Origin of the sequence: Ewingella sp. AOP9-I1-14, assembly GCF_052375995.1 — a bacterium.
Lineage (GTDB): Bacteria > Pseudomonadota > Gammaproteobacteria > Enterobacterales > Enterobacteriaceae > Ewingella > Ewingella allii.
The window spans coordinates 197,174-222,816 of the sequence record NZ_JBQSVA010000006.1 but is presented as its reverse complement, the minus strand read 5'-3'; the positions used below and the strand labels follow the sequence as shown (position 1 = coordinate 222,816).

At 52.7% G+C, this 25,643-nt stretch carries 28 protein-coding genes and 1 tRNA gene; 18 read left to right on the top strand and 11 right to left on the bottom strand.

Features of this window, described 5'->3' with window-relative positions; all coding sequences use genetic code 11:
* The first annotated feature begins 69 nt into the window (after positions 1-69).
* From ACT3RT_RS17240 to ACT3RT_RS17225, 4 genes are all read left to right on the top strand, one after another.
* A tRNA-Phe gene (locus ACT3RT_RS17240) sits at positions 70-145 on the top strand.
* A gap of 571 nt (positions 146-716) precedes the next feature.
* Entirely contained in the window at positions 717-899 is a 183-nt protein-coding gene (locus ACT3RT_RS17235; RefSeq protein ID WP_485902505.1) for a DUF2345 domain-containing protein, read from the top strand.
* A gap of 54 nt (positions 900-953) precedes the next feature.
* On the top strand, positions 954-3,194 hold the full coding sequence (locus tag ACT3RT_RS17230) for a DUF3289 family protein (protein WP_496203403.1): 2,241 nt from the start codon (positions 954-956) through the stop codon (positions 3,192-3,194).
* Positions 3,195-3,198: 4 nt separating this feature from the next.
* Positions 3,199-3,684 (top strand): hypothetical protein, encoded by a 486-nt coding sequence (locus ACT3RT_RS17225; RefSeq protein WP_485902501.1) that lies wholly within the window; start codon positions 3,199-3,201, stop codon positions 3,682-3,684.
* 1,052 nt (positions 3,685-4,736) lie between these two features.
* Here the strand turns inward: ACT3RT_RS17225 and ACT3RT_RS17220 are convergent.
* Complete coding sequence (locus tag ACT3RT_RS17220) at positions 4,737-5,621, bottom strand: DMT family transporter (RefSeq protein WP_496203417.1); 885 nt, start codon at positions 5,619-5,621, stop codon at positions 4,737-4,739.
* 482 nt (positions 5,622-6,103) lie between these two features.
* Here ACT3RT_RS17220 and ACT3RT_RS17215 point away from each other — a divergent pair, with 482 nt between their 5' ends.
* Together ACT3RT_RS17215 and ACT3RT_RS17210 are read left to right on the top strand one after the other, a co-directional pair.
* Positions 6,104-6,430 carry a low molecular weight protein tyrosine phosphatase family protein gene (locus tag ACT3RT_RS17215; protein ID WP_485902499.1) on the top strand — a complete coding sequence of 109 codons (327 nt, stop codon included), beginning with the start codon at positions 6,104-6,106 and terminating at the stop codon, positions 6,428-6,430.
* 205 nt (positions 6,431-6,635) lie between these two features.
* The gene (locus ACT3RT_RS17210) at positions 6,636-6,953 is read left to right on the top strand and encodes an RcnB family protein (protein ID WP_034793172.1); all 318 of its coding nucleotides are present in this window, start codon (positions 6,636-6,638) and stop codon (positions 6,951-6,953) included.
* A gap of 84 nt (positions 6,954-7,037) precedes the next feature.
* On the opposite strand, the gene ACT3RT_RS17205 is transcribed toward ACT3RT_RS17210, so the two are convergent.
* The gene (locus ACT3RT_RS17205) at positions 7,038-7,667 is read right to left on the bottom strand and encodes a LysE family translocator (protein ID WP_485902497.1); all 630 of its coding nucleotides are present in this window, start codon (positions 7,665-7,667) and stop codon (positions 7,038-7,040) included.
* Between the two features lie 410 nt (positions 7,668-8,077).
* Between ACT3RT_RS17205 and ACT3RT_RS17200 the strand changes: the two genes are divergently transcribed.
* The 3 genes from ACT3RT_RS17200 to ACT3RT_RS17190 all read left to right on the top strand — a co-directional run bounded on the left by ACT3RT_RS17200 (position 8,078) and on the right by ACT3RT_RS17190 (position 11,411).
* Entirely contained in the window at positions 8,078-9,418 is a 1,341-nt protein-coding gene (locus ACT3RT_RS17200) for an MFS transporter (protein ID WP_496203402.1), read from the top strand.
* Positions 9,418-10,611 (top strand): enolase C-terminal domain-like protein, encoded by a 1,194-nt coding sequence (locus ACT3RT_RS17195; protein ID WP_496203401.1) that lies wholly within the window; start codon positions 9,418-9,420, stop codon positions 10,609-10,611. The genes ACT3RT_RS17200 and ACT3RT_RS17195 overlap by 1 nt, the downstream gene beginning before the upstream one ends.
* A 122-nt stretch (positions 10,612-10,733) precedes the next feature.
* Entirely contained in the window at positions 10,734-11,411 is a 678-nt protein-coding gene (locus ACT3RT_RS17190) for a GntR family transcriptional regulator (protein WP_353503394.1), read from the top strand.
* A 69-nt stretch (positions 11,412-11,480) separates the two neighbouring features.
* On the opposite strand, the gene ACT3RT_RS17185 is transcribed toward ACT3RT_RS17190, so the two are convergent.
* Positions 11,481-12,455, bottom strand: coding sequence for a threo-3-hydroxy-L-aspartate ammonia-lyase (locus ACT3RT_RS17185; RefSeq protein ID WP_396131356.1), 975 nt, complete (start codon positions 12,453-12,455; stop codon positions 11,481-11,483).
* A 146-nt stretch (positions 12,456-12,601) separates the two neighbouring features.
* On the opposite strand from ACT3RT_RS17185, the gene ACT3RT_RS17180 reads away from it, so the two are divergent.
* The 3 genes from ACT3RT_RS17180 to yidZ all read left to right on the top strand — a co-directional run bounded on the left by ACT3RT_RS17180 (position 12,602) and on the right by yidZ (position 15,513).
* Positions 12,602-13,225 (top strand): helix-turn-helix transcriptional regulator, encoded by a 624-nt coding sequence (locus ACT3RT_RS17180; RefSeq protein ID WP_353503396.1) that lies wholly within the window; start codon positions 12,602-12,604, stop codon positions 13,223-13,225.
* Between the two features lie 133 nt (positions 13,226-13,358).
* A complete protein-coding gene (locus ACT3RT_RS17175; RefSeq protein ID WP_496203400.1) occupies positions 13,359-14,558 on the top strand; it encodes an MFS transporter in 1,200 nt (399 codons plus the stop codon).
* A complete protein-coding gene (gene yidZ / locus ACT3RT_RS17170; protein WP_496203399.1) occupies positions 14,533-15,513 on the top strand; it encodes an HTH-type transcriptional regulator YidZ in 981 nt (326 codons plus the stop codon). Before ACT3RT_RS17175 ends, yidZ begins: the two co-directional genes overlap by 26 nt.
* A gap of 5 nt (positions 15,514-15,518) precedes the next feature.
* Here yidZ and ACT3RT_RS17165 read toward each other — a convergent pair whose 3' ends face one another.
* A complete protein-coding gene (locus ACT3RT_RS17165) occupies positions 15,519-16,148 on the bottom strand; it encodes a TetR family transcriptional regulator (protein ID WP_496203398.1) in 630 nt (209 codons plus the stop codon).
* A 93-nt stretch (positions 16,149-16,241) separates the two neighbouring features.
* Between ACT3RT_RS17165 and ACT3RT_RS17160 the strand changes: the two genes are divergently transcribed.
* The gene (locus ACT3RT_RS17160) at positions 16,242-16,907 is read left to right on the top strand and encodes an O-methyltransferase (RefSeq protein WP_496203397.1); all 666 of its coding nucleotides are present in this window, start codon (positions 16,242-16,244) and stop codon (positions 16,905-16,907) included.
* An 80-nt stretch (positions 16,908-16,987) separates the two neighbouring features.
* On the opposite strand, the gene ACT3RT_RS17155 is transcribed toward ACT3RT_RS17160, so the two are convergent.
* Positions 16,988-17,746, bottom strand: a complete 759-nt coding sequence (locus ACT3RT_RS17155; protein ID WP_396131350.1) for an alpha/beta hydrolase — start codon at positions 17,744-17,746, stop codon at positions 16,988-16,990.
* A 192-nt stretch (positions 17,747-17,938) separates the two neighbouring features.
* Here ACT3RT_RS17155 and ACT3RT_RS17150 point away from each other — a divergent pair, with 192 nt between their 5' ends.
* A complete protein-coding gene (locus tag ACT3RT_RS17150) occupies positions 17,939-18,376 on the top strand; it encodes a MarR family winged helix-turn-helix transcriptional regulator (protein ID WP_034793198.1) in 438 nt (145 codons plus the stop codon).
* 4 nt (positions 18,377-18,380) lie between these two features.
* Here the strand turns inward: ACT3RT_RS17150 and yghU are convergent, their stop codons facing one another.
* On the bottom strand, positions 18,381-19,250 hold the full coding sequence (gene yghU, locus ACT3RT_RS17145) for a glutathione-dependent disulfide-bond oxidoreductase (protein WP_396131349.1): 870 nt from the start codon (positions 19,248-19,250) through the stop codon (positions 18,381-18,383).
* A gap of 104 nt (positions 19,251-19,354) precedes the next feature.
* Positions 19,355-19,792, bottom strand: a complete 438-nt coding sequence (locus tag ACT3RT_RS17140) for an Lrp/AsnC family transcriptional regulator (RefSeq protein ID WP_353503401.1) — start codon at positions 19,790-19,792, stop codon at positions 19,355-19,357.
* A 181-nt stretch (positions 19,793-19,973) separates the two neighbouring features.
* Here ACT3RT_RS17140 and ACT3RT_RS17135 point away from each other — a divergent pair, with 181 nt between their 5' ends.
* Positions 19,974-20,990, top strand: a complete 1,017-nt coding sequence (locus ACT3RT_RS17135; RefSeq protein WP_496203396.1) for a zinc-dependent alcohol dehydrogenase family protein — start codon at positions 19,974-19,976, stop codon at positions 20,988-20,990.
* Between the two features lie 74 nt (positions 20,991-21,064).
* Here ACT3RT_RS17135 and ACT3RT_RS17130 read toward each other — a convergent pair whose 3' ends face one another.
* Together ACT3RT_RS17130 and ACT3RT_RS17125 are read right to left on the bottom strand one after the other, a co-directional pair.
* Positions 21,065-21,520, bottom strand: coding sequence for a carboxymuconolactone decarboxylase family protein (locus ACT3RT_RS17130; RefSeq protein WP_496203395.1), 456 nt, complete (start codon positions 21,518-21,520; stop codon positions 21,065-21,067).
* Positions 21,521-21,616: 96 nt separating this feature from the next.
* Positions 21,617-22,399, bottom strand: coding sequence for an SDR family oxidoreductase (locus ACT3RT_RS17125; RefSeq protein ID WP_485902480.1), 783 nt, complete (start codon positions 22,397-22,399; stop codon positions 21,617-21,619).
* A 150-nt stretch (positions 22,400-22,549) separates the two neighbouring features.
* On the opposite strand from ACT3RT_RS17125, the gene ACT3RT_RS17120 reads away from it, so the two are divergent.
* Positions 22,550-22,930 carry a winged helix-turn-helix transcriptional regulator gene (locus ACT3RT_RS17120; RefSeq protein WP_353504029.1) on the top strand — a complete coding sequence of 127 codons (381 nt, stop codon included), beginning with the start codon at positions 22,550-22,552 and terminating at the stop codon, positions 22,928-22,930.
* Positions 22,931-22,947: 17 nt separating this feature from the next.
* Here ACT3RT_RS17120 and ACT3RT_RS17115 read toward each other — a convergent pair whose 3' ends face one another.
* On the bottom strand, positions 22,948-23,799 hold the full coding sequence (locus tag ACT3RT_RS17115; RefSeq protein WP_485902478.1) for an MBL fold metallo-hydrolase: 852 nt from the start codon (positions 23,797-23,799) through the stop codon (positions 22,948-22,950).
* Positions 23,800-23,909: 110 nt separating this feature from the next.
* Here ACT3RT_RS17115 and ACT3RT_RS17110 point away from each other — a divergent pair, with 110 nt between their 5' ends.
* Together ACT3RT_RS17110 and ACT3RT_RS17105 are read left to right on the top strand one after the other, a co-directional pair.
* Positions 23,910-24,536 carry a TetR/AcrR family transcriptional regulator gene (locus ACT3RT_RS17110; protein ID WP_485902476.1) on the top strand — a complete coding sequence of 209 codons (627 nt, stop codon included), beginning with the start codon at positions 23,910-23,912 and terminating at the stop codon, positions 24,534-24,536.
* 64 nt (positions 24,537-24,600) lie between these two features.
* Positions 24,601-24,786: a hypothetical protein gene (locus tag ACT3RT_RS17105; RefSeq protein ID WP_353503407.1), complete on the top strand. Its 186-nt coding sequence runs from the start codon at positions 24,601-24,603 to the stop codon at positions 24,784-24,786.
* 64 nt (positions 24,787-24,850) lie between these two features.
* Here ACT3RT_RS17105 and pnuC read toward each other — a convergent pair whose 3' ends face one another.
* Complete coding sequence (gene pnuC, locus ACT3RT_RS17100; protein ID WP_485902474.1) at positions 24,851-25,618, bottom strand: nicotinamide riboside transporter PnuC; 768 nt, start codon at positions 25,616-25,618, stop codon at positions 24,851-24,853.
* Positions 25,619-25,643: the final 25 nt, after the last annotated feature.

Sequence of the window (25,643 nt, the reverse complement as noted above, 5' to 3'; positions counted from 1 at the left end):
GATTCGATTAACGCTTACGCAAAAAAGCCGTTGACGACGTAGGCCCAATACGGTTTAATGCGCCCCGTTGCCCGGATAGCTCAGTCGGTAGAGCAGGGGATTGAAAATCCCCGTGTCCTTGGTTCGATTCCGAGTCCGGGCACCATCTTTAAAGAAACCAGCCTATGGCTGGTTTTTTGCTTTCTGGCGTTTGGACTCTCCATCGAACTGCGTTCGATTATTCGTCTCATCCTGAGACTCACCCCTTCGGGGCCAGCGCAAGCGCTGTTCATCGGCGCTAGCGCACCGAGTCCGAGTCCGAGTCCGAGTCCGAGTCCGGCACCATCTTTAGAGAAACCAGCTTAACAGCTGGTTTTTTGCTTTGGGCTCCGGTGGATTTCTGGTCGTGCTGAACCTAGCCCCCACAATCCCACTCTTCTATCCAGTCTTAGGAATTCCTGCTTCCAGTTCTCGCTACCAACGTTTGACAGGCGGCAAACTGCCGGTGCTTATTATTCTCCCCCCAGTGTATTCATCAACATATGACCTTATCCAGTCATTGTCTGATCCGTCCGGCACTGAAAAGACTGCCCCCCCCAGTTGCGTCAATATTCTGATTTTCAGGATGTTTATCAAAAAATCATTGTCTGAGCTGTTCATACATTAGACAATAACCCCTGTTTGCTACATGTGTTAACTGGCTGTGCTCTGCACTCCCCCTGGAAGGTGTCCCGCTGATGGATTTAATTATGCACGCCCTGAAATTCACTGCGGCGAGAAACATCGTGATGAATGCTGGCGGTGATATCAGTACGGGCTCTATGGAGAACACCACCCTGCTGGCCGGGAAAAAAATCGGCTTGTTCGCCCGTACCGGAAAACTCAGCCTCATCAGTGATGAAGGGCCGGTGGATATCTAGGCATACAACGGCAATATGCGACTTTTTGCAGAGCAGTAACTGAGCATAACAGCAGTGGGTGATATCCTGTTTGCAAGGAAGAAACGCTTCAGACTTATCGGTGGTGGCAGCTACCTGAGAATTGGAGCAGGAAAAATAGAATATGGCACCACAGGGAACTATGTACGTAAAGTGAAGCGCACGTATCTTGGAGCATCAGCCTCGATGTCCGTAGATTTGCCTTCTTACTATAAAGTGGCAGACCTGCCTCCAGCTCTGAACACGTTTTCATTTGCATATGCAAGGAATGCACTGATGCACATATCACCGCCCATTCTGTTTCCCCGCCAGAATAATGAAGAGTATGCCGCATGGGTCATGCGGACGATGCCTGTCGACCCGCGTCGTGGTTTTCCGGTAAATGGGGTGGAGTCATGGCACGGTGGCATCCATATTCCCCATACCGATGCCGGCGCTATAACCAATCCTCTGAGAGCCGTTGCTGACGGTGTGGTGGTTTATGCCAGCTATCCTGCGCTCACGGAGAAACGTGATACAAAACCGCTGAATTACGATGGCCCAACGGATAACGGATGTGTACTTATTCGCCATGAAATACTCATTGGTGAAGAGCCTGTAGCGTGCGTGTTTTATTCGCTGACCATGCACATGAAGCAGGTACGTCCCGAAATTCAGGATAAAGCGGGAGTGCGCGTCAGACGGGGCCAAGTCATTGGCACCACCGGCATGGTCAGCGGGCGCAACGCCTACCATTTTCAGATGTGCTGCTCTTCCGAGATGCTGAAGATATTGTGTGGCCGCGACTACGGTCGCCTTGATGTCAGCGAGCCGGGCAGAGCAAAACCGACTTATGGCAATCGCTATTTCTTTCTTCCTGAAGGTACCGCTATTTATGAAGGGAGCACACCCTATGGGCTGTCAGCCCACCCTTGCTGCGTCACCACAGAAGCACTCTATGTTATCCATGAAGGTACTAAAACGCGGACTCTGATTAAGGTCAGTGATAATTACCAGCCTGTCGGGGAAACAGCCATCGCTGTGGACTATATCTGCGAACCCACACCAACAGTCGGCGGACATAAAACCTACAGTGAGTGGGTACGTGTGGCCTACCTACGCGATGAAGGATGGGTGGATGTCTCCTCTCCGACGGTGAATGCCTGGACCGATGCCGATTTCCCTGACTGGGCGGGTTGGGCACTTATTGATGATGACGCAACTCCAGACGGTCAGTGCAATTCCGCCACAATGAAGAAAGCACGGGAAAAGCAGGATACCGACTTTACCCGGTTTGTCTGTAAATTCCCTCTTGAGTGGGATTTTGCGTCGTTCGATACACGTTTTTCATGGCTGAAAGCACCGAATGACTCGCTGCCTGAACCCATGAGTGAGAAGAGCTACACCGAGCTGAAGGAGCATGCGAAGGCGCTGTCGTTTTTCGATAAACTCCCTGTGGATACTCAGAAGGAGCTAACGGGTCTGGTCTGGCATTTCGACCCTCGCGGCCTGATGATCCAGCTACAAAAAGCAGAGCGTCGACTCATCTATAGTACAAAAAATATGATGAATGATTTTACTGCTGACGATATGCGTTACGGGGATTTATCCAAAGATCAGATACTGGCGCAGGGGAAGCTGAACCGGGTAAACGTATTTGGTGAAGAATTTAAGATCAACCTGTTTAATTTTAACAAAACAGTGGATGAGCACTTCGCCAGCATGGACAGCATGGCTTTCTGGACTGCAAGTGGTGAGTATGCCCCCCTTATCAAGATCATGCTTGAAAAATTCAGAAAAAATGAAGGTGGGATAATGCAACACGGATTGCTGAACAAGGCATTTCTGGAGCATAAAACTACTAAAGAATGCGTTGATGTAATTAAAAAAATTATGCAGAAAATATTTCATGGCAATGAATATAAAATTTTTAAAAGTAATGATATTAATAAAATTACATCAGACATTGCGGAGCAAGTTACTCTTCCAAAATTCACAGATTTTGATTGGTTCAACGGCTTGGGTATAACCATCCATGATACATACTCAACGAAGATATATCTTGATGATTTCGAAATTATGGAAACTGAAACTGGTGGATTTCATCGTAAGACTTTTAAAGCACGATTAACATTTCAGATTCAGGATCATTTCGGATTGGATATTGCTGATTTAAATGGGAAAATCTTCGAACTTTCTCCTTGGTTTTGTTCTTGGTTTATTCTTCAGCGATACAGAAGTTATGGATTTAAGCCTTTCATCAATGAATCAAAATTCAGTTGTTGGATAGAAGGATAACAGAATGAAAATTTTTAAAGTGATTGTCATTACATTCTTTTTTGTTGCATTTTATATGTCCTATACCTTCTACATGCGTCAAGGACATATAAATAAAGTTTATCAGACTACAGAGCACAGCGAAATTTGGGATAAGGATTGCAAGTCCACTGTTATTTTAGTTGATAATGTGCCACTTTCTCATTATTCACAAAAAAAGTTCTGGCAAAAAAATAGCAAAGAAATTATCGAAAAATGGAATCCCTTTACAGATGAGTGTGATGATGTTCTTTTTGTTAAAAACAATATTGGACATATCAAACATAGCGGAGATGTTAAATTTTGGATAGCCGATAATGAAATTTGCTTGAATGGCTCAATCGGAGGATGTATTTCATGGGAAGATCGTTTATTTTATGTTGGGCTGAGGGTATCTACTTTAGGTAGTGATATCACAGGAGAGATTAACGGTAAACCAATCTACATTAGATTCATTGGCCACAGAAATTAATTCGCCTAGCATCGCTAGACATCCCCTTTCCTGACAATAACAGGAATAACTTACAATCATGCTAACTTTTTCTAAAATTGTATTTTCCTTATCGCAGCTATATATTGCAATGGCATCATTTTTTTTCATAACAGGATATGTACTTAAAGATCCTATGCAAAACTATTTTTACTTAATTTATGCCTTAACTTTGCCCATTGTTTCTGTAGTGCTTTTTATCTTGTGCTGTTATATAGCAATGATAAGAAAAAGTCTTGAATTGGGAATCATCAATACAATAAATTTAATTGTGCTTTTTCTGTTATTTTTATTTAAAATGATTATTCGATGAAAAAACACGCTCATGAATATAATCGACTATAGTTACGGTTTCATTTTCTCAAGAATGCTATGTATTGCCATCAACGGTCAGAGTCTTCCGTCATTTCCCAGTAACATTATCGTTATTTCCCTGCGCCGGAGATCCGCGAACTCCTTGTGTACCAACGCCTTATCTAAAACTTCCCGTTTTTCTGTTCGATTTTCAATGGGTGGCGTTAAGCATTTACCACTGCTGAAAACAATTCTTATGTTTATCCCATCATCTGGATGCTTTGAAAAAAATGAAAAAATATCGCAACTAAATACCATAAGCTAATTGTTATTAATATAACACATTGAGAGAGAGCGCCTTTCATGTTGCATCATAAATAGATTTAATTATTAATTAGACATAATAAATAATTGATGCAGGTAAACATGGAAATTAATCATTAACTAAGTCTAAAGCAATTTAATTAGTCATAGGATATCACAGATTCAGGAGGGAGCTATGAACCCGTGGCGATTCACTTCGACTTCGAGGTTATAGGGCAATGGAAACATATACTGCCTGTTCTTATCTCGACACCTGAGCAACTTGTTGAAGAACGCAAGAAAGCACGACAAATTAACCATAATTTGTTTAAATTACGACCAATTTAAGCACGAGTTTTGAAAATCCCCCCTTGTCCTTGGTTCGATTATTCGTCTCATCCTGAGACTCACCCCTTCGGGGCCAGCGCAAGCGCTGTTCATCGGTGCTGACGCACCACGTTCACTCGCCAAATCCCAAAGCACACTAGCACCAGCGCGATGGCGTAGCGCCATTCGAAGATGCTTTCTTGCAGGAAAATCGACGAGAGTACGGCGCCGGAGACGGGGATTAAGAAGTTAAACGGGGCAATCATCCCGACGCGGTTATGCTTGAGTAACAGGCTCCACAGCGCGAAGGCGATGGAGGATAACAGCGCCAGATAGCCGAGGATCGCAGCTGATTCCCAACCGTGAAACTCTAGCGTGCCGCCGCAGGCATAGCCGCCCAGCGTCAACACCACGCCGCCAATGCCCAGCTGCCAGCCGGTCATCACAGTCGGATCGGTGGTTTGCGAGATGCGTTTGCCGTAGAGCGAGGCGGCAGAGAGGATAAATGCCGCTAATACCACGAAGCCGTCGCCCATCCAGCTAAAACTAAAATCCATCAGCTGGCTGTTGAAGTTCACCACCATAACCCCGGCAAAGCCCAGTACGCAGCCCACCACCTTGTTGATGCTGAGTTTGTCATTCTGATAAATAAAGTGCGCCAGCAGCACGCTGAAGAAGGTGCCGGTGGCATTCATAATCGAGCCTTTAACACCCGTGGTGTAGGCCAGCCCAATATAGAAGAAGATGTATTGCAGCGCGGTTTGCGTCACGCCCAGTATGGCAAGCTGTGAATACTGATGGCGAGATAAACGCGCAATAGGTTTGCCCTGTAAAAAAGCAAATGCCAGCAGCAGCAGGCCCGCAATGATGAAACGGTAACCCGCAAAGACAATTTTGCCCGGCAAATCGTCCGTCGCTATCTGGAAAATTTCATAACCGTTTTTAATCGCCGGGTAAGCACTGCCCCACAGCAAACAACAAAACGCAGCCCCCATCCAGACAAATTTCTTATTGGTAAATAGAGAAACGTTACTGTTCACATCCTTTCCTTTAGCCAGTTTCAGCGGCGCGTCCATCACGCAGGTGAGATTCATTATTCCCGATAACACACTGACTTACCGTAATAAGCCTCAAAACTTTGTCTCAAGCTGGAAATAATAGTCGAGTCGCAAAAAAGGAGTGGCGAGAAGGTAAGGCGTGAACCCAGCCGAAGAGGATAATTTCCCCTTCGGCCAGAACAGGGAATCGGTGACGACTGAAACGTTATTGTGCGTGATTGAGGGCGGCGATGACCTGTGGATTAAAGTAATTCACCTGTAACATATATTGTTTGCCGAGAATATTGCCCTTGCCCAGCCAGTTAATTCCCCCATACGTTCAATAAAATTGGCGCGTGCAGCTCAGTTAGGCATTGAATATCCACGAATAACCAAGGCTCAGCGATTACTGAATGCCAAGGATGAGATTTAAGGTAACTATGAATATTCTTTTCATCTGTAGCCGGGATCAATGGCGCAGCCCGACAGCTGAACAGGTTTGGCGTAATTACCCTGGTCTATCGGTGAAGTCCGCCGGAACCAGCCGTAACGCCAAAAAAAGCGTAACGGCAGACATGCTGAAGTGGGCTGACGTGGTTTTTACCATGGAGCAGAAACATAAGAGTCGTCTTGTCGCTGATTTTCCTCGTTTTCTTGAGCACAAGTCGGTCCATGTATTAGATATTCCTTACGATTATCAGTACATGGATCCCGAGTTGGTCAGTATCGTGAAAGAAACTGTCAGTCATCGTCTCGGCCTTGAGTAATACTAATCCTCCAGCTCCCTTTTTTAGGCTAGCTGGCGGCTTTTCATTTTGCTCGACTAGATAGCTCTCACCACCAGCATTTGCATTTCGACACAATTAAACGCCCCGTCCTGAGGTGCTTTTCTCGCTATTATCCTGTCTACAGATGAAGCACGGCTTCACGAATGACTATTGCCAAGGTTAATGGTTTTAAACGGGATACACTATGCGTCTTTCTAAATGGGTTTTGTTATCGGCTTCTGCTTTGTCTTTCACGCTGTTGTCCGCTCAGGCCGCCAACGCCGCGTCAAACTCACATGAGATCCAATCGTTCTTCAGCGACTCAATTCAATACTCGATCGGCAGCAAAGTGCCGGCGCTTTACCGCACCAAGCCTTATGAAATTGTTGAATGGCAAAAGCGCAATCTGCCAGCGCCGACGCCAGACACTCACTGGACCTATATCGGCGGTAATTACGCGCTTATCACCAATTCTGACGGTACCATTACCAAAGCGGAATCGGGCGATATTTTCTTCCAGTAAGCCCTGATATCAATACAAAAAGGCCGCCTGAGTGAGCATCACTCGGCGGCCTTTTTTGTTTTAATTCTGCTATTCATCTTGGATTTATTTGCTGGAAATGATCAGCTTTAACCCTAAAAGCAGCAGAACGGTTCCCGCAACGCGGTCAATCAAAGTCTTAAATTTAATATAGGCTTTTTGCGATTTCTCAACCGACAAAACATAAGCCACAAAGGAGTACCAGCCCGCATCGATAATAAAAGAGACCAAAGGCAGAACAACATAATAGTAAGCCGGAATGTGCGCGGGCAGCAGCGCGGTGAAGATACTGGCAAAGACTACCGCCGTTTTAGGGTTACTTAACTGAGTAAATAATCCGTCGCGGAAGGTCTTCAAATAGCGTGGCTTAGACTGCCCCGCGATAGCCGTTTCCACCACCATAGGATCTTTAGAATGTTTAAGGATTTTATAGGCCAGATAGAGCAAATACAGCCCGCCAAACACCTTCAATCCCCAGTATGCCAGCGGCACGGCGAGTAAAAATGCCTGCAACCCTAAGAGCGCGATGATGGCGAAAATCGCCGCGCCGGTCCCCGTCCCCAGCGCTGTCGCCAGCCCGTGTTTACGAGATTTCGCAATCGCGTTTTGCGCGACATAAACAAAGCTTGGCCCCGGGCTCATCGCCCCGATACTGATTGTCCCTGCAATGGCCGCCACCGTCAGATAACTGTTCATTATTATTATTCACCCTAATTTTCCGATTAATACGTCACGTGTTTGTGCTACGTAAACAGGTACTCGTTGATAACATTACCCTGACAATAAAGGATAGGAAATAAGCAATTGTTTAGGATTATGAAGATATTGTAATTCGCCGATTCGCGCCCGTTAATTGGCTGATAAGCAGGATATGTTCCGGCCGCGAATGTAATAAGTGCGAATCGAACGTCATGCCCTTCAGCGCCTCTACAGGCTTGTGCTCTCAGCCCATTTCACTAAATTTCTGCTAAATCCTTTCAGCTCTAAATCTGCAACTTTGCCCGTTGATCCTTCAGCGATCTGTGTTCATTATTCAAACTTGTATGCAAGTACCTCACATACAAGATGTGGATCAATTAAGAATCCTAAAAATAAGGGTAATGAACATGCAACTTGCTGATTCTTCCATGGAAAAACAGGTTATTAGAAAACTCTCCTGGCGGCTCCTGCCGATACTGGTCGCCGGATACCTCATCGCCATTATCGACCGCGCCAACATTGGTATCGCGGCCCTGACCATGAATGCCGACATCGGGCTGACGGCAGCGACCTTCGGGCTGGCGGCCGGGATGTTCTTTATCCCCTACATCCTGCTTGAGCTGCCTTCCAATCTGGCGTTGGAGAAGGTCGGCGCGCGCTGGTGGATAGCCCGCATTATGTTCACTTGGGGGATCATCTCTGGCGCGCATATGTTCGTCTGGAATGACAACAGCCTGTACGTGATGCGCGCCCTGCTGGGTGCGGCAGAAGCCGGGTTCTTCCCGGGCATCGTCTTCTACCTGACACTCTGGTTCCCGGCTGCGTGGCGCGGGCGCATCGTCTCCTCCTTTATGGCCAGTATTCCGGTGGCGCTGATCATCGGCACGCCTATTTCCAGCATGCTGCTGGAAATGCACGGCCTGCTGGGGCTGAAAGGCTGGCAGTGGATGTTCCTGCTGGAAGCCTTACCGGCCATTGTGCTGGCCTTTGTGGTGCTATTCACCCTGCCCAATCGCCCGGAAGACGCCAAATTTTTAGCCGCAGATGAGAAGCAGTGGCTGCTGACGACGCTGGCGGCGGAGCGCAACCTGCTGCCGCCGCGTAAGCACGGTAACTTATTGAAAATGCTGTTTAGTCCGCGCGTTTTGCTGTTCTGTCTGGCCTATTACGGGCTGACCAACCTGAACGGCGCGATCAGCACCTTCCTGCCAAGTATTGTGAGCGAAACCGGCCTGAGCCATATCCAGACGGGTTTCGTCACCATCATTCCTTATGTGTTTGGGCTGGCGGGCATTTTGCTGCTCGGCAAGCTTTCTGACCGCCCCGGCTCAAGGCTGTTAGCCAACTATCTGGCGCTGTTTATTTCCATGTTTGGCCTGCTGGGCGCGGGTTACTTCAGCGAACCGCTGGTGCGCATGGCCTTCCTGTGCGGCGCGGCGTTCGGCTTCTTCGGCGCGATGCCGGTGTTCTGGTCGCTGCCTTCGCAGTTCCTTTCCGCCTCGGTCGCGGCGGGCGGTATCGCGATGATTAACTCGCTCGGCAACCTTTCCAGCGTGATCAACCCGTGGATCATCGGCACCATTCGCGACAAAACCGGCAATTACAACGCAGGGTTCTTCTGGCTGGCGGCCATGGCGCTGCTCTCCGTGCTGACCCTCACCCTGATTGTCCGCCTGTGGAAAACCCCTTCCCAGCGCGATGAAAGTCCTAACGCTGAAAAATTGAAAAGTCCAAAAGGAGTCTGTTGATGAAGATTATTGATGTGCGTTTGCGCCAGCTAGAAGGCGTCTTACCCACAGAAGGCCCAATCTGGGAGGATCGGCTGGCTCGCCCGCTGGATATCTATGCCGACTACCGCGTGCGCGATGACCACGAGGGGGGCGAGCAGCTTAAAGACGGCTTTGCTATTAGCACCGTTTATCTGGAGATCGCAACGGATGAAGGCGTCGACGGGCTGGCCGGGCCGATTCCGCGCTCTATTGCTTCGATCATCGCCAGCCACCTGCGCCGCCTGCTGATTGGCCAGGATCCGCGCGACAGTGAGCGCCTGTGGGATCAGATGCATCGCGCGCTGGTGCATGGCCGTCAGGGTGAAGCGATGATGGCTATCAGCACCGTGGACTGCGCCCTGTGGGACCTGCGCGCCAAGTGGATGCAGCAGCCGGTGTATCGCCTGCTCGGCGGATCGGCGCGGGAAAGCATTCCGGTTTACGCCTCCATGCTCGGCTTCTCGGTGCAAGATCTCGGGCTGGTGCGCGAACGCGCGCAATACTACAAATCGCTGGGTTATTGCGGGCAGAAGTGGTTCTTTCGCCACGGCAGCATGAGCGGTCGCGAAGGGCTGAAACAGAACATTGAGCTGGTCAAAACGCTGCGCGATGCGGTGGGAGAAGACTATGATTTGATGTTCGACTGCTGGCAGTCGATGGATGTCACTTACGTGATGGAGCTGGCGCAGGCTATCGAGCAGTATCGCCCGCGCTGGCTGGAAGAGTGCGTGATGGCCGACCGCCTCGACAGCATGCGCCGTCTGAAAGACAAACTGAGTATCCCGATGGCCGGCGCCGAGCACGAGTACACCCGCTGGGGCTTCAAACGCTTTTTCGACGCTCAGGTGTTGGATATTATCCAGCCCGATATCTACTGGTGCGGCGGGCTGTCCGAGACGCTGAAGATCGCCGCGGCGGCCACTATGCATGATCTACAGATGGTGCCGCACGGCCATTCGACCATCGCCACGGCGCATTTCACCGTCACCCAATCGCCAATCCACACGCCGTTTCAGGAGTATTTGGTGAAGTGGAATGACATCCACCAGCACTTCCTGCAATCCCCATTAGTGCCGGAAAACGGCGTGATTCGCGTGCCGGAAACGCCGGGGATGGGCATGGCGCTGAACCGTGAGAATATTCACAAAGAGACGCTGATTTTCCCCGCTTAATCTGACATGTGGGCGTTGGCCGGTGCTAGCGCCCATATTGGCCGGGGTAAACTTGCATATAAGAAGCAAGCATGTAAGTATTTCTTCCTCTTCGGATTCTTGTTGTTAAGGCACACCACGTCATGAGTACAGGGAAAAGCGCCGCCAGTTGGACCATGAAAAAAATCGTTCGCCCGCAGTCGCTAGCACTCAGGATGGCGGACCAAATCCGCGAGCTGATCGTCAATGGTGAAATTGAATTAGGCACGCTGATTTCCGAAAACGACATTGCCAGTAAGCTGCAAGTGAGCCGCACCCCGGTGCGCGAAGCCCTGCAAAAGCTGGAAACCGAGCGTTTGGTGCAAATCATTCCCCAGCGCGGCACCTACGTTTTCCAGTTCAATGAACAAGAGATGCAGCAAACCTGCAAAATGCGCGAGATTTTAGAGTCCGGTGCTTTAGGCATTGCGCTGGCGCGCGACCGCGAAGGCTTAATTGCCGCGCTGGAAAAGCAGCTTAAGCTCGGCAACAAAGCGCTAAATGGCGATCCAGACAGCTTCCGTGCCGCCGACGCTGGCTTCCACATGGCCCTGATTGAGTTCAGCCAGAATCAGGAACTGATTTACGCCTACCACAACATCATCAATCGCATCCGTGCCCTGCTCAATCGCCTCGCGAAAACCACTGAGGAGCTGTCGGGTTCGCAAAAAGATCATGAGGATTTCGTCGCCATGCTGCGCGAAGGGCGAGACGCCGACGCCGAGCAGCACCTGCGCTGGCACGTCGGCGGCCTGCTGCGCATGTTCCAGCAGAAGTATTGAGGCTGTCCTGAAGAGACAAAAAAAGCGCTGGGTTCAGCGCTTTTTTTGCTCATCAATGTCGAATTAGCCTCAGTTAACCCCGGCCAACAGCTGACAGTAGCGAGCGATATCCACATTGCCGCCGCTGATGATCACCCCGACTCGTTTACCTGCAAGCTGCTCTTTCACCGTGCGCGCGGCGGCATGGCCCAGACAGCCGGTCGGCTCTACCACCATCTTCATCCGCTCGGCGAAGAAGTGCATGGATTGCACCAGTTGCTCATCGGTGACGGTCAGCACGTCATCCACGTTGCGGCGAATGATTTCAAAAGTTTGATGGCCCAGTTGCTGCGTCTGCACGCCATCGGCAATGGTTTTCGGCGTTTCAATCTTCACCCGCTTGCCGCTGCGAAACGACTGCTGACCGTCATTACCCGCCAGCGGCTCGACTCCGTAGACCCGGCAATTTGGTGAAAGCGCCCGCGCAGCCAGCGCCGAGCCGGAGAGCAAACCGCCGCCGCCCAGACAGACAAACAGCGCGTCCAGCTCGCCCACTTCCTCGAAAAGCTCCTTGGCCGCCGTGCCCTGCCCGGCAATTATGTGCGGATGGTCGTAAGGCGGGATCAGCGTCAGGCCGTGCTTTTGCGCCAGATCGCGGCCGATCTGCTCGCGATCTTCGGTATAACGATCAAACAACACCACCTTGCCGCCATAGCCCTCGGTGGCAGAGATTTTGGCCTGCGGCGCGTCCTTCGGCATCAAAATGGTCGCAGGGATCCCCAGCATTCTGGCACACAGCGCGATGGCCTGCGCGTGGTTGCCCGATGAAAACGCCACCACGCCCGCCCGCTTCTGCTCATCGCTAAACTGTAACAGGGCGTTCATCGCGCCACGAAATTTAAAAGCGCCCATGTGCTGGTAGTTTTCACATTTGAAGAACAGCTTGGCTCCCAGCTCTTCATCGGCGGTGCGCGATGTCATGACCGGGGTTTTTCTCACATAGGGTTCGATTCGGTGGGCAGCGGCAGCAACATCAGCATAAACAGGCAAGGCAACATCACTCATTTTTCTCTACCTAGGGTCAGCGGGATGAAATGACAAAATATATAAAATTAGACATAACGTCTATATCTGTAACCTGTAAGTTTGACGAAAAATCTAATTATAGATAACTTATCAGCCCAGCTCGGCCGGAAACCAAGAGAAAAATTATGTCAGGATCGTCAGAGAAGTGGCTGCTCGACCAGCTCAACGCGGTAGCCGCAGGGCTAGGAGAAACCTTTGCGCCCTTTGCCGAAGTGGTGCTGCACGATCTTCGCGACCCGCAGCATTCGATCATTGCGGTACACAATAATTTGTCCGGCCGACAGGTTGGCGAACCTACCACCGAGATGGGGCTGGCGCGTATCGCTTCCCCCGATTACCCGAGCCTTATCACCAATTACGCCAATAAATTCGCGGATGGCAGGCCAGCGAAAAGCACCTCGATCGGCATTAAAGATCCGCAAGGGAAGTACATCGCCGCGCTCTGCATCAACGTCGATATGACGCTGTTTCGCGGCATGCAGAGCGCGCTGGCGCAGTTCACCAGCATCGCGACTGACAGCGTGAGCGAGACGCTGGGACCGGCGGGCACCGAGGCTATTCGGCAATATATCGATAAGTTTGCTGCCCGGCTGGCCTCCACGCCGCGCGCGCTGAAAACCGCCGAACGCAAACTGCTGATGCGCGAGTTGCAGGAAAATGGCCTGCTGGAAGTGAAAAAATCAATGGATACCGTGGCGCAGCATTTGGGGGTGTCCCGCGCCTCGATTTATCTGTACGCCAAAGAGTAAGCTATCGGCAAATGAGCTGATTCTTCGCCGCGCTTAACCTATGTCGCCAATGGAAAAACCCGTTGTCGTAAAAGCCACTAGCCGCCAGCCGCTCCCCTCTCTATCTTCCCCACAACGTTGTTGTGAGGTCACTATGCTTAGATTTTTGCTCTGTAGTTTTGCTCTGGTTTTACTCTATCCCACGGGGATTGACCTCTATTTGGTCGGCCTGCCGCAAATTGCTCAGGATTTACATGCTACCGAGCCGCAATTGCATATCGCCTTTTCGGTTTATCTGGCAGGCATGGCCGCCACCATGCTGATTGCCGGAGGTTTAGCAGACCGCTACGGGCGTAAACCCCTTACACTCTTTGGCTCGCTGGTCTTTATGCTGGCCTCGCTGGCTGGGGGCATGGCGACCAGCAGTGAGATATTTTTGCTCACCCGGTTTATTCAGGGGATTGGCGCAGGCTCGTGCTATGTAGTGGCTTTTGCGATTTTGCGCGACACCCTCGACGACCGCCGCCGCGCCAAAGTGCTGTCTGTCATTAACGGGGTGACCTGCATTATTCCGGTTATTGCGCCGGTGGTCGGCTACCTGATTATGCTGAAATTTCCGTGGCACAGCCTGTTCTTCACTATGGCCGCAATGGGGCTGTTGGTGTTTCTGCTCTGCGCGCTGGTGCTCACCGAGTCGCTGCCAGAAAGAGCCACCGCCAAAGCCGATGCGCCACGCCAGAAGCCGGTTTCAAATGAAAATTTCAACCAGCGCTTTTTTATCAGCCGGTTAATTATCACCACGCTGGGCATCACCATCATTCTGACTTATGTGAACGCCTCACCTTTTTTAGTCATGGAACAACTAGGATTTAGTCGCGGCCAGTACTCACTGGTGATGGCGCTGACCGCGCTAGTGAGCATGATTTCCGCTTTTTCAACGCCTTACTGGCTGTCGCGCTTCAAAGAGAAGCACCTGATGCTGACCGCGCAAGTGCTGTTCGTCAGTGCAGCCGTGGTGCTATTGGCAGCGCAAAAAGCCTTAGTGCCGGTGCGCGCCGAGCTGCTGGGCTTTGTGCTGATTTGCGCCGCGTTCTCACTGGGTTTTGGCGTGACCATGAGTCAGGCCCTCAGCCCTTTCAGGCTGCGGGCAGGCATGGCAAGTTCGCTGCTAGGCATCACGCAGGTCTGTACGTCGGCACTTTATATCTGGCTGATGGGCGCGCTGGGGGTTCAGGCACTCAACATGCTGCTGGTGATCCTCATCGCCGGTGGAGCTTTCAGCGCGGCCCTCATATTATGGGTGCCTACTTCCCCTCAGGCGAAACCACATGAAGAAGTCTCTGGCGCGACTTGATCTCAACTTACGGTTTATCCTGCAATTGCTGCTACAGGAAAAAAGCGTCTCCAGAACAGCGAAGAGGCTTAACGTCACCCCTTCAACCGTCAGTAAGTCGCTGAATAAACTCAGAACCTGGTTTGATGATCGGCTGTTTATCAAAACGCCACAGGGGCTGGAGCCTACGCCGCTGGCACTGAGCATGGAGGCGGAACTGGCGGACTGGCTGCTGCTCTGCGGGCTGATTGCCGATAAGCAGGGCCATGAGATCCCACGCGGGGTGAAATTTGAGTTAGTGATAGAGTCGCCGCTGATGCTGCTGATGTTCAACCAGCTTTCGCAGCGAATTTATGCCCAGTATCCCGAGGCCAAAATCAAGGTACGAAACTGGGATGACGGTTCGCTGGAGGCGATTATTCGCGGCGAGGCGGACATTGGCTTCACCGGGCGGGAGAGCCATCCACTTTCCAGAGAGTCGCTGCATTTACTGCCCAACTTCGTCAATTTCGAAGTGTTATTCAGCGACCTGCCGGTGGTCTATCTGCGTGAGGATCACCCGGCCTTGCAGCAAGAGTGGAATCTGGAAACCTTCCTGCAATACGCGCATATCGGCGTTTTTTGGGAACATAGCGAGATCTGGGCGTTGGACAATGTGTTGCAAGAGATGGGCACACAGCGCAGCGTGTCGCTGACCCTGCCGAGCTTCGAGCAGTCGCTGTTTATGGCGGCCCAGCCCGGCCATACCATGCTGGCGACCGCGCCGAGCTATTGCGGGCGCTACGCCCAACAGCTGAATTTAGGCCTGGTCACCCGGCCCATTCCCCTCGCCAAAGCGCATCAGGACAAGCTGATAATCCCTTTCACCATGATTTGGCATAAACGCAATGCTTACAGCTCGAAGCTGAAATGGCTGAAGCACACCATTCGCAGCCTGTATGACTCGGGCGAGTTCGGCTCCGGCCACCTCTGGTAGCCGCGCTATTTTTGCAGGCTAGCCAGATAAGCGCAGAACATGTCGGCCATGGCATTGGCGTAAGTGTCGATTTCTGCGGCTGTGCGCGGGCTTTCGGAGAACTGCTTACCCGTGGCGCTGAGCGCGTTGGTGATCAGGTCGCCCGCCAGTGCGCGCGTCTGCGGGGTGGCGTCGGGCAAGGCTTTTTGCATGAAAACGTCGACGATGGCGTCCCCTTTCACCCTCACTTCCTGCGCCTCTGGCGCATCACGATACAGCGGCGCGGCGTCATTGAGCGCCACGCGCATTTCCGCCTCTTCGCACTCCGAATGAATAAAAGCGTGGACCAAGTTGCGCAGCCGCTGTAACGGCGTTTTCTCATCATCATTCAAGATACTGCGCAGCATATCGGTGGTCTGCTGCCACTCGTCGCGCTGCAAACGGAACAGAATCGCCGCCTTATTGGGGAAATATTGGTAGAGCGAGCCGATGCTCACCCCGGCCTTCTCCGCCACCCGCGCGGTAGTGAAACGCTGCGCCCCTTCCTTCGCCAGAACCTGAGTAGCCGCCGACAGAATAGTCGCCACCAGCTCGGCCGACCTCGCCTGAAGTGGTTGTTTTCTTGATGAAATTTGTGGGGCGCGGCGTTCAGTCATCGGGGCCTCGGAATGCGAATAGTTAAATGCGAATAATTCGTCATATTATAGTGGCGTGCAACGTCGCACTCAATCTCAGACTGGAAATAAGCCATGAATACTCTGACTTCCGCCCCACTGGCCCCCCTACTTGATCGCTTATTTGCCGAGGCGCGAGAAAACTTACCGGCAGTCGATCCGGCGCTGCTCAACATGTCTGACGACGAGCGAAAACGCCTCAAGCAAAGCAAAACCGAATACGTCAATCTGTACAGTATGCTGAAGGATTTCCCTCTTGCAGTATCGCGCGAAACCGGCGCGCTGCTCTACATGCTGGCGCGCTCGAGCAAGGCCAAAAATATCGTTGAATTCGGCACGTCGTTTGGCATTTCCACCTTGCACCTCGCGGCCGCGCTGCGCGACAACGGCGGCGGCTTGCTGATCACCAGCGAATTCGAATCTTCGAAAGTGATGCGCGCCAGAGAAAACCTGCAAGCTGGCGGGGTCAGCGATTTGGTAGATATCCGTCAAGGCGACGCGCTGCAAACTCTGAGCGCTGACCTGCCTGAAAGCATCGACATGCTGCTGCTCGACGGCGCCAAAGCACTTTATCCGGATATCCTAAATCTGGTGGAAAGCCGCCTGAAACCGGGCTCGCTGATCATCGCCGACGACGCCGAAGACAGCCCGGAGTTCCTCACCTACATCCGCGCCGAGAACAGCGGATATCTCTCCGTCCCCTTCGCCGACGACGTCGAATTATCGATGCGCCTAGGGTGATGGCATCAGCGTAAAGACACAAAAAAGCCCCAGAGTTGGGGCTTTTTGTTTGGGGCCTTGGGAAAGCTAAATCACCCCAATTACTTCGACAAGCTCTGCGCAGCTTTCTCGATCAGCTCGGCGACTTTTTGCGGCTGTGAGGCGAAGACGGCGTGGCTGGCTTTCACTTCCACCACTTTACTGTCGGCGCGTTTTGCCATGAAGCGTTCCAGATCTGGGTTGATGGCGCGGTCCTGCGTGGCGACTAAAGCCCAGCTTGGTTTGGTTTTCCAGGCCGGTTCGGCAGCTGGGGTGCCAAAGATAGCGGCAGCTGGCATCACCTGAGAGCGGGCCATAAAGTTGGCTTGTGCGGCTGGCAGGTCGGCGGCGAAGTCGGCGTGGTAGACCTCAGGTTTCAGGTATAAGAAGTGGTCGCTGGTTTGTGCAATGCCTTGAGTGGCTTGCGGAATTTTTGCCGACAGGCCCGCCAGCGTTTCGCCTTTTTCGGGTTGGAAAGCGGCGATATACACCAGCCCGGCGACTGACGGGTCCTGCCCTGCTTCGCTAATGATAAAACCACCGTAGCTATGCCCTACCAGCAAAGATTTCCCCGTCTGCTGGCCCAAAATGCGGCGTGTCGCGGCGACGTCATCGGCCAGCGAGGTTTGCGGTTCTTGCACAATCGACACGTGATAACCAGCCTTGTCCAAGATTTTGGTTACGGCCTGCCAGCCAGAACCATCCGCGAAAGCGCCGTGGACCAACACGATATTTTTCACCGGCTCGGCGAATGCCGCGCTCTGTGCCGCAAAAGCCAGTGCCAGACCAGCTGCCAGAGTCGTCAGGGTTTTCTTCAACATGATGATTTCCTTCATTTTAGGGTTGGATAAGGGATATCTATTTAGTTATCGCAATATTGTTTATCGCGATAACTAAATTGAAGTTAAAACTATCAGCATTGGCTTAGGTGTCAAGCTATTTGTTATCGCGATAGATAATTATTTACCCACAATGGTATGATGTTGCCAAGACCGACGCTAAAGGAGCACCCCGTGACACATCGTCCCCGCCTGGCGGAGCAGCTTTGTTATTCCATCTATTCCACTTCCATCGCCATCAAGCGGCTGTATAAGCCCCTGCTTGATGCCATGGGCGTGACCTACCCGCAATATCTGGTGCTAAACGTACTTTGGGAACAGGGGAAACAGTCTATTGGCGGCATTGGTGACACCCTGGCGCTGGAAACCAGTACCCTGACACCGTTACTTAAGCGTTTGGAAAATGAAGGTTTTATTGAGCGCGTGCGCAATCCGCAGGATGAGCGTCAGGTGATGATTTCCATCACGGACAAAGGAAAGCAGCTGGAAGAAGAGTCGATTCGCCTGTCCGAAACGCTGTTTTGCAGTTCGAATCTGGAGTTGAAAGAGTTACAGCGGCTGAATCAGGAGATCGTTGCGCTGCGCGACAATATCGCGCAGCGCAACGGCTAAGTCTCTATTTAGGCTGGCGTTTATCTTCAGTACGCAGATCAAAATCCGAGGCGTCATGGCGCTCGTGGAGTTGGTCTGCCGGGTCACCGAAGGTGCGGTTTACCTTGCGCCCGCGTTTCACTGCCGGGCGGTTGGCCACTTCTTCGGCCCAGCGCTGGAAGTGCTTGTAGGATTTAAGATCGAGGAACTCAGCGGCGTCGTACAAGCCGCCCTGTGCCAGGCTGCCGTACCACGGCCAAATCGCAATATCCGCAATCGAATACTCGTCACCCGCAATAAAGCGATGGTTGGCTAACTGGCGATCCAGCACGTCGAGCTGGCGTTTCGCTTCCATGGTAAAGCGGTTGATGGCGTATTCGATTTTGAACGGCGCATAGTTGTAGAAATGGCCGAAACCTCCGCCCAGATAAGGCGCAGAGCCTTGCAACCAGAACAACCAGTTTAGGGTTTCAGTGCGCGCAGCAATCTCTTTTGGCAAGAAATGGCCGAACTTCTCTGCCAGATACAACAGGATCGCGCCAGATTCAAAAACGCGGATCGGCGGCGTTGCCGAGTGATCAAACAGCGCCGGAATTTTCGAGTTCGGATTCACTTCCACAAAGCCGCTGGAGAACTGATCGCCTTCGCCAATGCGAATCAGGTGCGCGTCATATTCCGCCTCGGTCACGCCCAGTGCCAACAGCTCTTCCAGTAAAATCGTCACCTTCTGGCCGTTTGGCGTACCCAGCGAATAGAGCTGCAACGGGTGCTTGCCGATTGGCAACACTTTCTCGTGCGTTGGACCAGCAATCGGGCGATTTATCTTCGACCAGTTACCGCCATCTTGTTGATTCCATACCCAAACCTTTGGAGGCTGATAGTTATTTTCCGACATGGATCACTGCCCTCTGTAATAGGATTCATTGGTGTTCATCAAGATTGAGCATAGCCTTGATGATGGCAGTTGATCTATTTAGTTAGTGCTCACCCGCAAGGTGATTAAAGAGGGGGCAGGCGGCGCTTTACCGGCGTGGCTTTAACCAGCGACGTGTTGCACTGCGCATAGTCGGCGATAGGATCCAGGATCTCATCGAGATGCTGCATTGACCGGACCTGTAGGCGCATCACGAAGCAATCTTCGCCGGTGACTTTGTCGCACTCGCTGCATTCTGGCATCTGCTGAATCAGCTTCTGCACATAGTGTAACTGCCCAGCTAGCGGCTTAACGCGCACTATCGCCATCAGCGGATAGCCCAGTGCTTCAAGATTGATGGTGATACTAAACCCTTCAATAATATGATTTTCTTCCAGCCTGCGTACCCGCTCGGCGGTTGCCGGAGCCGATAACCCCACCTGCTCGCTAAGGGATTTAATCGACAGTCTCGCGTCCTGCGCCAGCAGTTTTAAGAGCAATCGGTCGATTTTATCAATATTCATTTTTCCTTTGCCTTATACCAAACCCGCTTATTTTTAATAAAAAGGATTCATAGCCAAATAACCTTACTTAAATAATCTTTGAGTCCATCTCGCCTTGCTATCTGCATATTATGCCGCCCCTTTTGTGAAGATAATAATCTCCATCGACTCTCTTTATAAATAACAAATTACGGGATGAAAAATGAAACAGCTTGAGATTGCCGACAGCTACCAGCTGGATGATTTACGCATTGTCGAACGCCAGAAACCGGCATCGCCCGGCCCCGGCGAGGTGATGGTGAAGATGGGCGCGGTTTCGCTCAATTTCCGTGATTTGCTGGTCGCCACGGGTAACGGGCACTGGCGACCAACGCCGGGCCGCGTGCCGGGTTCCGACGGAGCAGGACGGGTGGTTGAAGTGGGCGAAGGCGTGACCCGTTTCGCCGTTGGCGATCGCGTCATCACCACCATTTTGCCCAATTGGATCGCCGGGCCGATGACCGAGGAAAACTCCAGAGGCTCACTGGGCGGTGTGGCGGTAGACGGCGTACTGGCCGAGTATCGCGTGCTGAATGCCGAGTCGCTGGTTCTGGCGCCTGACTATTTGACCGACGCTCAGGCCGCCACCTTCCCGACCGCCGGGCTCACCGCATGGCATGCCTTGCAGCGCGCCGGCAAACTCGGCCCGGACAGCACGCTGCTGGTTCAGGGAACCGGCGGTGTTTCCCTGTTCGCCTTACAGATAGGCTTGGCTGCGGGAGCTAGAGTTCTGGCGACGTCAGGCTCAGATGCAAAGATTGAACGCCTCAAAGCCATGGGCGCGCACGCCACGGTGAACTATCAGCAGCGGCCGGAATGGAGCCAGGATGTTCTGGCATTAACGGGGGGCAAAGGGGCCGATGTCACAGTGGATATCGGCGGCGCCTCAACGTTGCACCACTCAGTGAAGGCCGCGGCGCATTATGGCGTCATTTGCATCGTCGGCCTGACCGGCGGCCTAGAAGCGACCTTCAACGTGTCACAGGTATTCTTCAAAAACCTGCGCATTGAGGGGATCGAGACCGGCTCACGCGAAATGCTTGAAGCCATGCTCAACTGGTTTAGCGCCCGGCAGATTGTGCCAGTGGTAGACAGTATTTATCGCTTTGAGAACAGCCGCGAGGCCTTCCTGCACCTGCAATCTGGCCAGCACTTGGGTAAAGTCTGCATCACCTTCTAACTTCATCAATAATAAAAAAAGCAGCGGTTTAGGCCGCTGCTTTGCTTGAGGGTGATCCTGACACAGGAACGGCTTTAGGCCTTGGCGGCAGCGGCCGGTGTGGCGCGGAAAGCTACGCCAAAACGGTTGAAGGCGTTCATCAGCCCAACGGCATAAGTGAGATCGGCCAGCTCCTGCTCGCTAAACTCGGCGATGGCCGCCGCATAGTCGTCATCCGGCACGCCGGTTTCGCTAACGCGAGTGACGCTTTCCGCCCAGCTCAGCGCCACGCGCTCGCGGGCAGTGAACACGGCGCCCGCCTCATGCCATACCGGGACCAGCACCAGCTTTTCCACCGATAAACCCGACTTCAGCAGGTCGCGGGAGTGCATATCAATACAGAACGCACAGCCGTTGATTTGGGAAACGCGCAGGTAAACCAAGTCAATCAGCGCCTTCGGCAAGCTGCCTTTCAGCAGCGTTGAGTACACGGCGCCAAAGGCTTTATAACCCTCTGGGGAGGCTTTGGCGTAGTCGATACGTTGAGTCATGATACTTCCTTAGTGTTGTCGTTTTGAGAACACCAGAATGAAGAATCTTGGCCTGCATCGAAAGCGCCATAAAGTGTCTATTATTCCAGACCATGATTAGGCGGTGGGGATGGTGCCCCCGTCAATAACGAACTCGGTGCCGCTGATGGATGCCGCACGTGGCGACACCACGAAGGCAATCAGGTCGGCCACCTCGCGCGGTTTAGCCGGTCGTCCCAGCGGAATTCCTCCCAGAGAGTCCATAATGATCTGCTTACCGCCCTCGTAATCCGTGCCCGCCTGCTCGGCGAGGCGCTCGGCCATCGCCACCGCGGCGGTGGTTTCCACCCAGCCCGGCGAGACGCGCACCACGCGCACGCCCTGCGGCGTCACCTCTTTCGACAGACTTTTACTGTAAGTGGACAGCGCCGCTTTCGCCGCCGCATAGGCAGTAGTGGATTCCGGCAGCGGCAGCTGATGCTGAATAGAGGTGACGTGGACAATCACCCCGGCGCCCTGTTTGAGCATCTCTGGCAGCAGAGCGCGATCGAGCCGCACCGCCGACAGCAGATTGAGATTTAGCTCGGACAGCCACTGCTCGTCATCCAGCGCGGCAAAACCGCCGCCCGGCGCAGTTGAGCCGCCCACCACGTTAACCAGCACGTCGATCCCGCCAAGCTGCTTTAAGGTGGCGGCAGCGACCTCGGCGCAGCCCTGCGCGGTGCTGACGTCGGCGGCGATATAGTGCACATCAGCCCTCGCGGCTTGGGAGACATCCCGCGCGGTGGTAATCACTTTCGCGCCCACTTCTCGCAAAACTTGCACCACGGCTTCGCCCACGCCCTTGGTGCCGCCGGTAACCAAAACTCTCGCGCCCGCCAAACCTAATTCAAAACTCATGTTGATGCCCTCAGTGGATGTTCATTTCCAGCTAAGCATCGCGGTAAAATATATTGATAACAAGTACATACAATTAAGTCGGGTACATACTTAAAAGTAAGTTTTTTGAATTTAAAGGCGAAAAGCGCCAATATTATTTACTATAAAAAAATGACAACGATAAATGAAAACAGCGCGCCCCCGCCGCAGGGCCAGGGCCACAAGTACACCCGTGAAACAGCCGCCATCGGCGTCGAAAAGGTGATTAAACTGCTGGATGGGCGGTGGAAACTGCTCATTCTGTTTCAACTTTTCGGCGGCCGGGTGCTGCGCTTCTCCGATCTTGAACGGGCAATCCCCGCGGTCTCGCAAAAGATGCTGATTCAGCAACTGCGTCAGTTGGAAAGTGACGGCATCGTCAAACGCATCGTCTACCCCGAAGTCCCGCCGCGAGTGGAATACTCGCTGACGGAATGGGGGCAAGACCTCTGTCCGGTGCTCGACGCTTTGCTGAATTGGGCGGCACTGCGTGAAGCGCAGGCGGCGGACTAGCGCGGCCTGCAGCTGGATCACGGCATGGGCTTAGTCAACTGGGATGCTTTCCACAAGGAGCCGGGATTCACGCGAGTTGGGTAGATCGCCAGCATGGCCTGATAAAGCTCTCCGGCGCTGTCGGTTTCTTCGGCGAGGCGATTGAAGTCCAGCAAATACTGTTTGGTTTTGGCAATATTCTCCGGGGCGTCGTCGTTTTCCGGCACTTTATGACCCGCCACTACATAAGCTGGCTTGAGCGCCGCAAGGGTGTCCAGCGCGGCAATCCACTCCAGCCGACTCTGCTTATCCGTCTCCCCAAGAAAAGGGTGAATGCCGTTGTATACCACGTCACCCGCCACGATTAACTCGAGGGAAGGGACATACAGGCTGGTCGATTCCGCAGTATCCGTGCGGCCAGTATGCACCACCAACAGCTTGTGCCCTTCCAGCTCGAACTCGTCGCTGCTCAGCGGCTCGGCGGCAATCAGCCGGTCGTCGATTTCACCCGGAAACAGCTTGCGCCAGAAACCGTCCACCGAAGCCGGAGCAAGGTGGGCATGCATCGCCTTAACAATGGCCGGAGCCGCCACCGCGCGGGCCTGCGGGAAGTGTTCCAAGAGCGGGGCCAGCCCGAAGAAGTGGTCACCGTGGCCGTGGGTGATGTAGATCGTGGTGAGGTTTTTGCCGCTGGCAATCACCCAGTCCAACAGCGTTTGCGACTGCTCTTTGGTCAGGAAGGTATCGACCAGCACGGCGTCTTTCTCGCCATAAATCAGCGTGGCTGAATTAGCGACCCACATCAGCGACTCGAGGCCGGCAGGAATATCCCGGCTTAGGCCAGGGCGTTTAATGGTTAAAACATCCCATTTCAGGGCGGGTTTGCTCATGGTGCTTGCTCCGTAGTGAAGAGGGGTATCAATTGACAGTCGAAGGCGTAACGGCTATAAATAAAATATGACCGGTCGGTTTATATTGTCAAGACAATTGGAGAACAACGATGAACAGCCCTGCTGAAGCTGATAAGAGAGGCCGCCGTGGGCCGAAGCCCAACCTGAATACCCGCACCAATCTAGTTCAGGCCGGGCTGCAAACCTTCCATCGCGAAGGCTTTGCCGCGACGGGCATTCAGAGCATCGTTGAGCAGGCGGGCGTGCCGAAAGGCTCTTTCTACAACCATTTCGACAGCAAAGAGACCTTTGGCGCCTCGGTGGTGGATGCCTATTTCGAGCGCGCGCAGGCCAGACTGGATAGCGCGTTCGGCAATGCCGAGCTGGCGCCGCTGGCTCGGCTGGAGGCCTATTTCGACAGCCTGATCGTGGCTTTTCGCGACAACAAGTTCAGTAAAGGCTGCCTGATGGGCAATCTCAGCGCCGAAATCGCCGACCACAGCGAAGCCATTCGCCTGCGCCTGGTGGAGCAGTTCGCCGCCTGGTGTCAGGTGATTGAAAATTGCCTGCTGGACGCTCAGCGCCTAGGGCAGCTCGACAGTAATTTGTCCGCCAAGTCACTGAGTGACTTCATTCTAAATTCTTGGGAAGGCGCGCTGCTGCGCATGCGAGTGGAGAAGAACGACTCGCCTTTGCTGGAGTTTAAGCAGTTTGTTTTTGGGCATTTGCTGGGCTAGGTTTGTTTATTGGTCGCAGAAAACGCTATGCTTGCAGGAATTTCGCACTATACAGAGATAGCCGATGAGCAATAAAAAGCAGCCAGCCCCGTCGATCTTCGACCATTTGCAAGAGGACGACGGCTTTGATCTTTGGGGCCGTTCCAAGTTGAGCAGCGCCTTGAATAAAGCTAAACCCGCGACGCCGGACAATGATGCATTAGCCGCGGCGCGCAAGCTTATCAAAGGCGACAAGAAAGTGGCGGAGTGATATTCCTCCATTTGCGCCAGCATTAAAAAACCCGCCAGATGGCGGGTTTTGTTTTTTAGCATGCTCAAACTTTCTCGGAAACCAGCCCCTCGGCGAGCGGGCTTGAAGAGGCCGGGCGCAGCGGCCGCGAGCCGTGCTCTTTCGCCGATTTGATCCACGACCATGAGCCAAACGCCGCGATGCCAATCAAAATCGCGTATTCAATCGACATCACATACACCCCTTGCACCGCGTACAGCGCCACGCTGATGACATCCAGCGCGCACCAGATGATCCAGTTCTCCACATACTTTTTAATCATCAATACCGTCGCCACGATCGACAGCACCAGAATGGTGGAATCCGCCAACGGCCAGGCGTCCGGCAACAGCTGCGGCGCGGCGGCGTTGACGCCCATTTTGGACAGCAGCGCGAAGGCAACGCCGGTCAGCCACGAGAAAATACCGTCAATGTTGAAGGTCATCAGCAGGATAAACAGCACGCTGACCACCGCCGTCAGCACAAAGCTGTTGAGCGACATCCAGCGGATCTTGATCGCCGGTGCCTCTTTTTTATCGTCTTTGTACCAAATCACCCAGCCAACCACGTTGGCGACGAAGAAGAACACTTGCAGCATCATGCTGGCGTAAAGCTGGATTTGGAAAAAGATCGCCGTAAACAGGGTGACGTTTAACAGGCCAAACAGGTAGTTGATGGTCTTCTCGCGGCTGGCGAGCCAGATGTTGATCAAGCCAAACAGCGTGCCAATCGCCTCGATCCAAGATAATTGATAGCCGTCTTTGCCGAGCGGGATATTAACCATGATGTTGTGAATGCTGAAATAGGAAAGCATGGTGCGACTCCTGTATTTTCTTTGT

What these genes read in the sequence shown, in the direction of transcription:
- ACT3RT_RS17220 (WP_496203417.1), bottom strand. Translation starts at nt 5,621, where the DNA reads ATGGGGGCTGCGTTTTGTTGTTTGCTGTGGGGCAGTGCTTACCCGGCG.
- ACT3RT_RS17155 (WP_396131350.1), bottom strand. Translation starts at nt 17,746, where the DNA reads ATGTTGAAGAAAACCCTGACGACTCTGGCAGCTGGTCTGGCACTGGCT.
- ACT3RT_RS17195 (WP_496203401.1), top strand. Translation starts at nt 9,418, where the DNA reads ATGAAGATTATTGATGTGCGTTTGCGCCAGCTAGAAGGCGTCTTACCC.
- ACT3RT_RS17120 (WP_353504029.1), top strand. Translation starts at nt 22,550, where the DNA reads ATGACAACGATAAATGAAAACAGCGCGCCCCCGCCGCAGGGCCAGGGC.
- yghU (WP_396131349.1), bottom strand. Translation starts at nt 19,250, where the DNA reads ATGTCGGAAAATAACTATCAGCCTCCAAAGGTTTGGGTATGGAATCAA.
- ACT3RT_RS17110 (WP_485902476.1), top strand. Translation starts at nt 23,910, where the DNA reads ATGAACAGCCCTGCTGAAGCTGATAAGAGAGGCCGCCGTGGGCCGAAG.
- ACT3RT_RS17225 (WP_485902501.1), top strand. Translation starts at nt 3,199, where the DNA reads ATGAAAATTTTTAAAGTGATTGTCATTACATTCTTTTTTGTTGCATTT.
- ACT3RT_RS17125 (WP_485902480.1), bottom strand. Translation starts at nt 22,399, where the DNA reads ATGAGTTTTGAATTAGGTTTGGCGGGCGCGAGAGTTTTGGTTACCGGC.
- ACT3RT_RS17185 (WP_396131356.1), bottom strand. Translation starts at nt 12,455, where the DNA reads ATGAGTGATGTTGCCTTGCCTGTTTATGCTGATGTTGCTGCCGCTGCC.
- ACT3RT_RS17180 (WP_353503396.1), top strand. Translation starts at nt 12,602, where the DNA reads ATGTCAGGATCGTCAGAGAAGTGGCTGCTCGACCAGCTCAACGCGGTA.
- ACT3RT_RS17210 (WP_034793172.1), top strand. Translation starts at nt 6,636, where the DNA reads ATGCGTCTTTCTAAATGGGTTTTGTTATCGGCTTCTGCTTTGTCTTTC.
- ACT3RT_RS17130 (WP_496203395.1), bottom strand. Translation starts at nt 21,520, where the DNA reads ATGACTCAACGTATCGACTACGCCAAAGCCTCCCCAGAGGGTTATAAA.
- ACT3RT_RS17175 (WP_496203400.1), top strand. Translation starts at nt 13,359, where the DNA reads ATGCTTAGATTTTTGCTCTGTAGTTTTGCTCTGGTTTTACTCTATCCC.
- ACT3RT_RS17215 (WP_485902499.1), top strand. Translation starts at nt 6,104, where the DNA reads ATGAATATTCTTTTCATCTGTAGCCGGGATCAATGGCGCAGCCCGACA.
- ACT3RT_RS17160 (WP_496203397.1), top strand. Translation starts at nt 16,242, where the DNA reads ATGAATACTCTGACTTCCGCCCCACTGGCCCCCCTACTTGATCGCTTA.
- ACT3RT_RS17190 (WP_353503394.1), top strand. Translation starts at nt 10,734, where the DNA reads ATGAGTACAGGGAAAAGCGCCGCCAGTTGGACCATGAAAAAAATCGTT.
- ACT3RT_RS17140 (WP_353503401.1), bottom strand. Translation starts at nt 19,792, where the DNA reads ATGAATATTGATAAAATCGACCGATTGCTCTTAAAACTGCTGGCGCAG.
- ACT3RT_RS17205 (WP_485902497.1), bottom strand. Translation starts at nt 7,667, where the DNA reads ATGAACAGTTATCTGACGGTGGCGGCCATTGCAGGGACAATCAGTATC.
- ACT3RT_RS17165 (WP_496203398.1), bottom strand. Translation starts at nt 16,148, where the DNA reads ATGACTGAACGCCGCGCCCCACAAATTTCATCAAGAAAACAACCACTT.
- pnuC (WP_485902474.1), bottom strand. Translation starts at nt 25,618, where the DNA reads ATGCTTTCCTATTTCAGCATTCACAACATCATGGTTAATATCCCGCTC.
- yidZ (WP_496203399.1), top strand. Translation starts at nt 14,533, where the DNA reads ATGAAGAAGTCTCTGGCGCGACTTGATCTCAACTTACGGTTTATCCTG.
- ACT3RT_RS17105 (WP_353503407.1), top strand. Translation starts at nt 24,601, where the DNA reads ATGAGCAATAAAAAGCAGCCAGCCCCGTCGATCTTCGACCATTTGCAA.
- ACT3RT_RS17115 (WP_485902478.1), bottom strand. Translation starts at nt 23,799, where the DNA reads ATGAGCAAACCCGCCCTGAAATGGGATGTTTTAACCATTAAACGCCCT.
- ACT3RT_RS17200 (WP_496203402.1), top strand. Translation starts at nt 8,078, where the DNA reads ATGCAACTTGCTGATTCTTCCATGGAAAAACAGGTTATTAGAAAACTC.
- ACT3RT_RS17135 (WP_496203396.1), top strand. Translation starts at nt 19,974, where the DNA reads ATGAAACAGCTTGAGATTGCCGACAGCTACCAGCTGGATGATTTACGC.
- ACT3RT_RS17235 (WP_485902505.1), top strand. Translation starts at nt 717, where the DNA reads ATGGATTTAATTATGCACGCCCTGAAATTCACTGCGGCGAGAAACATC.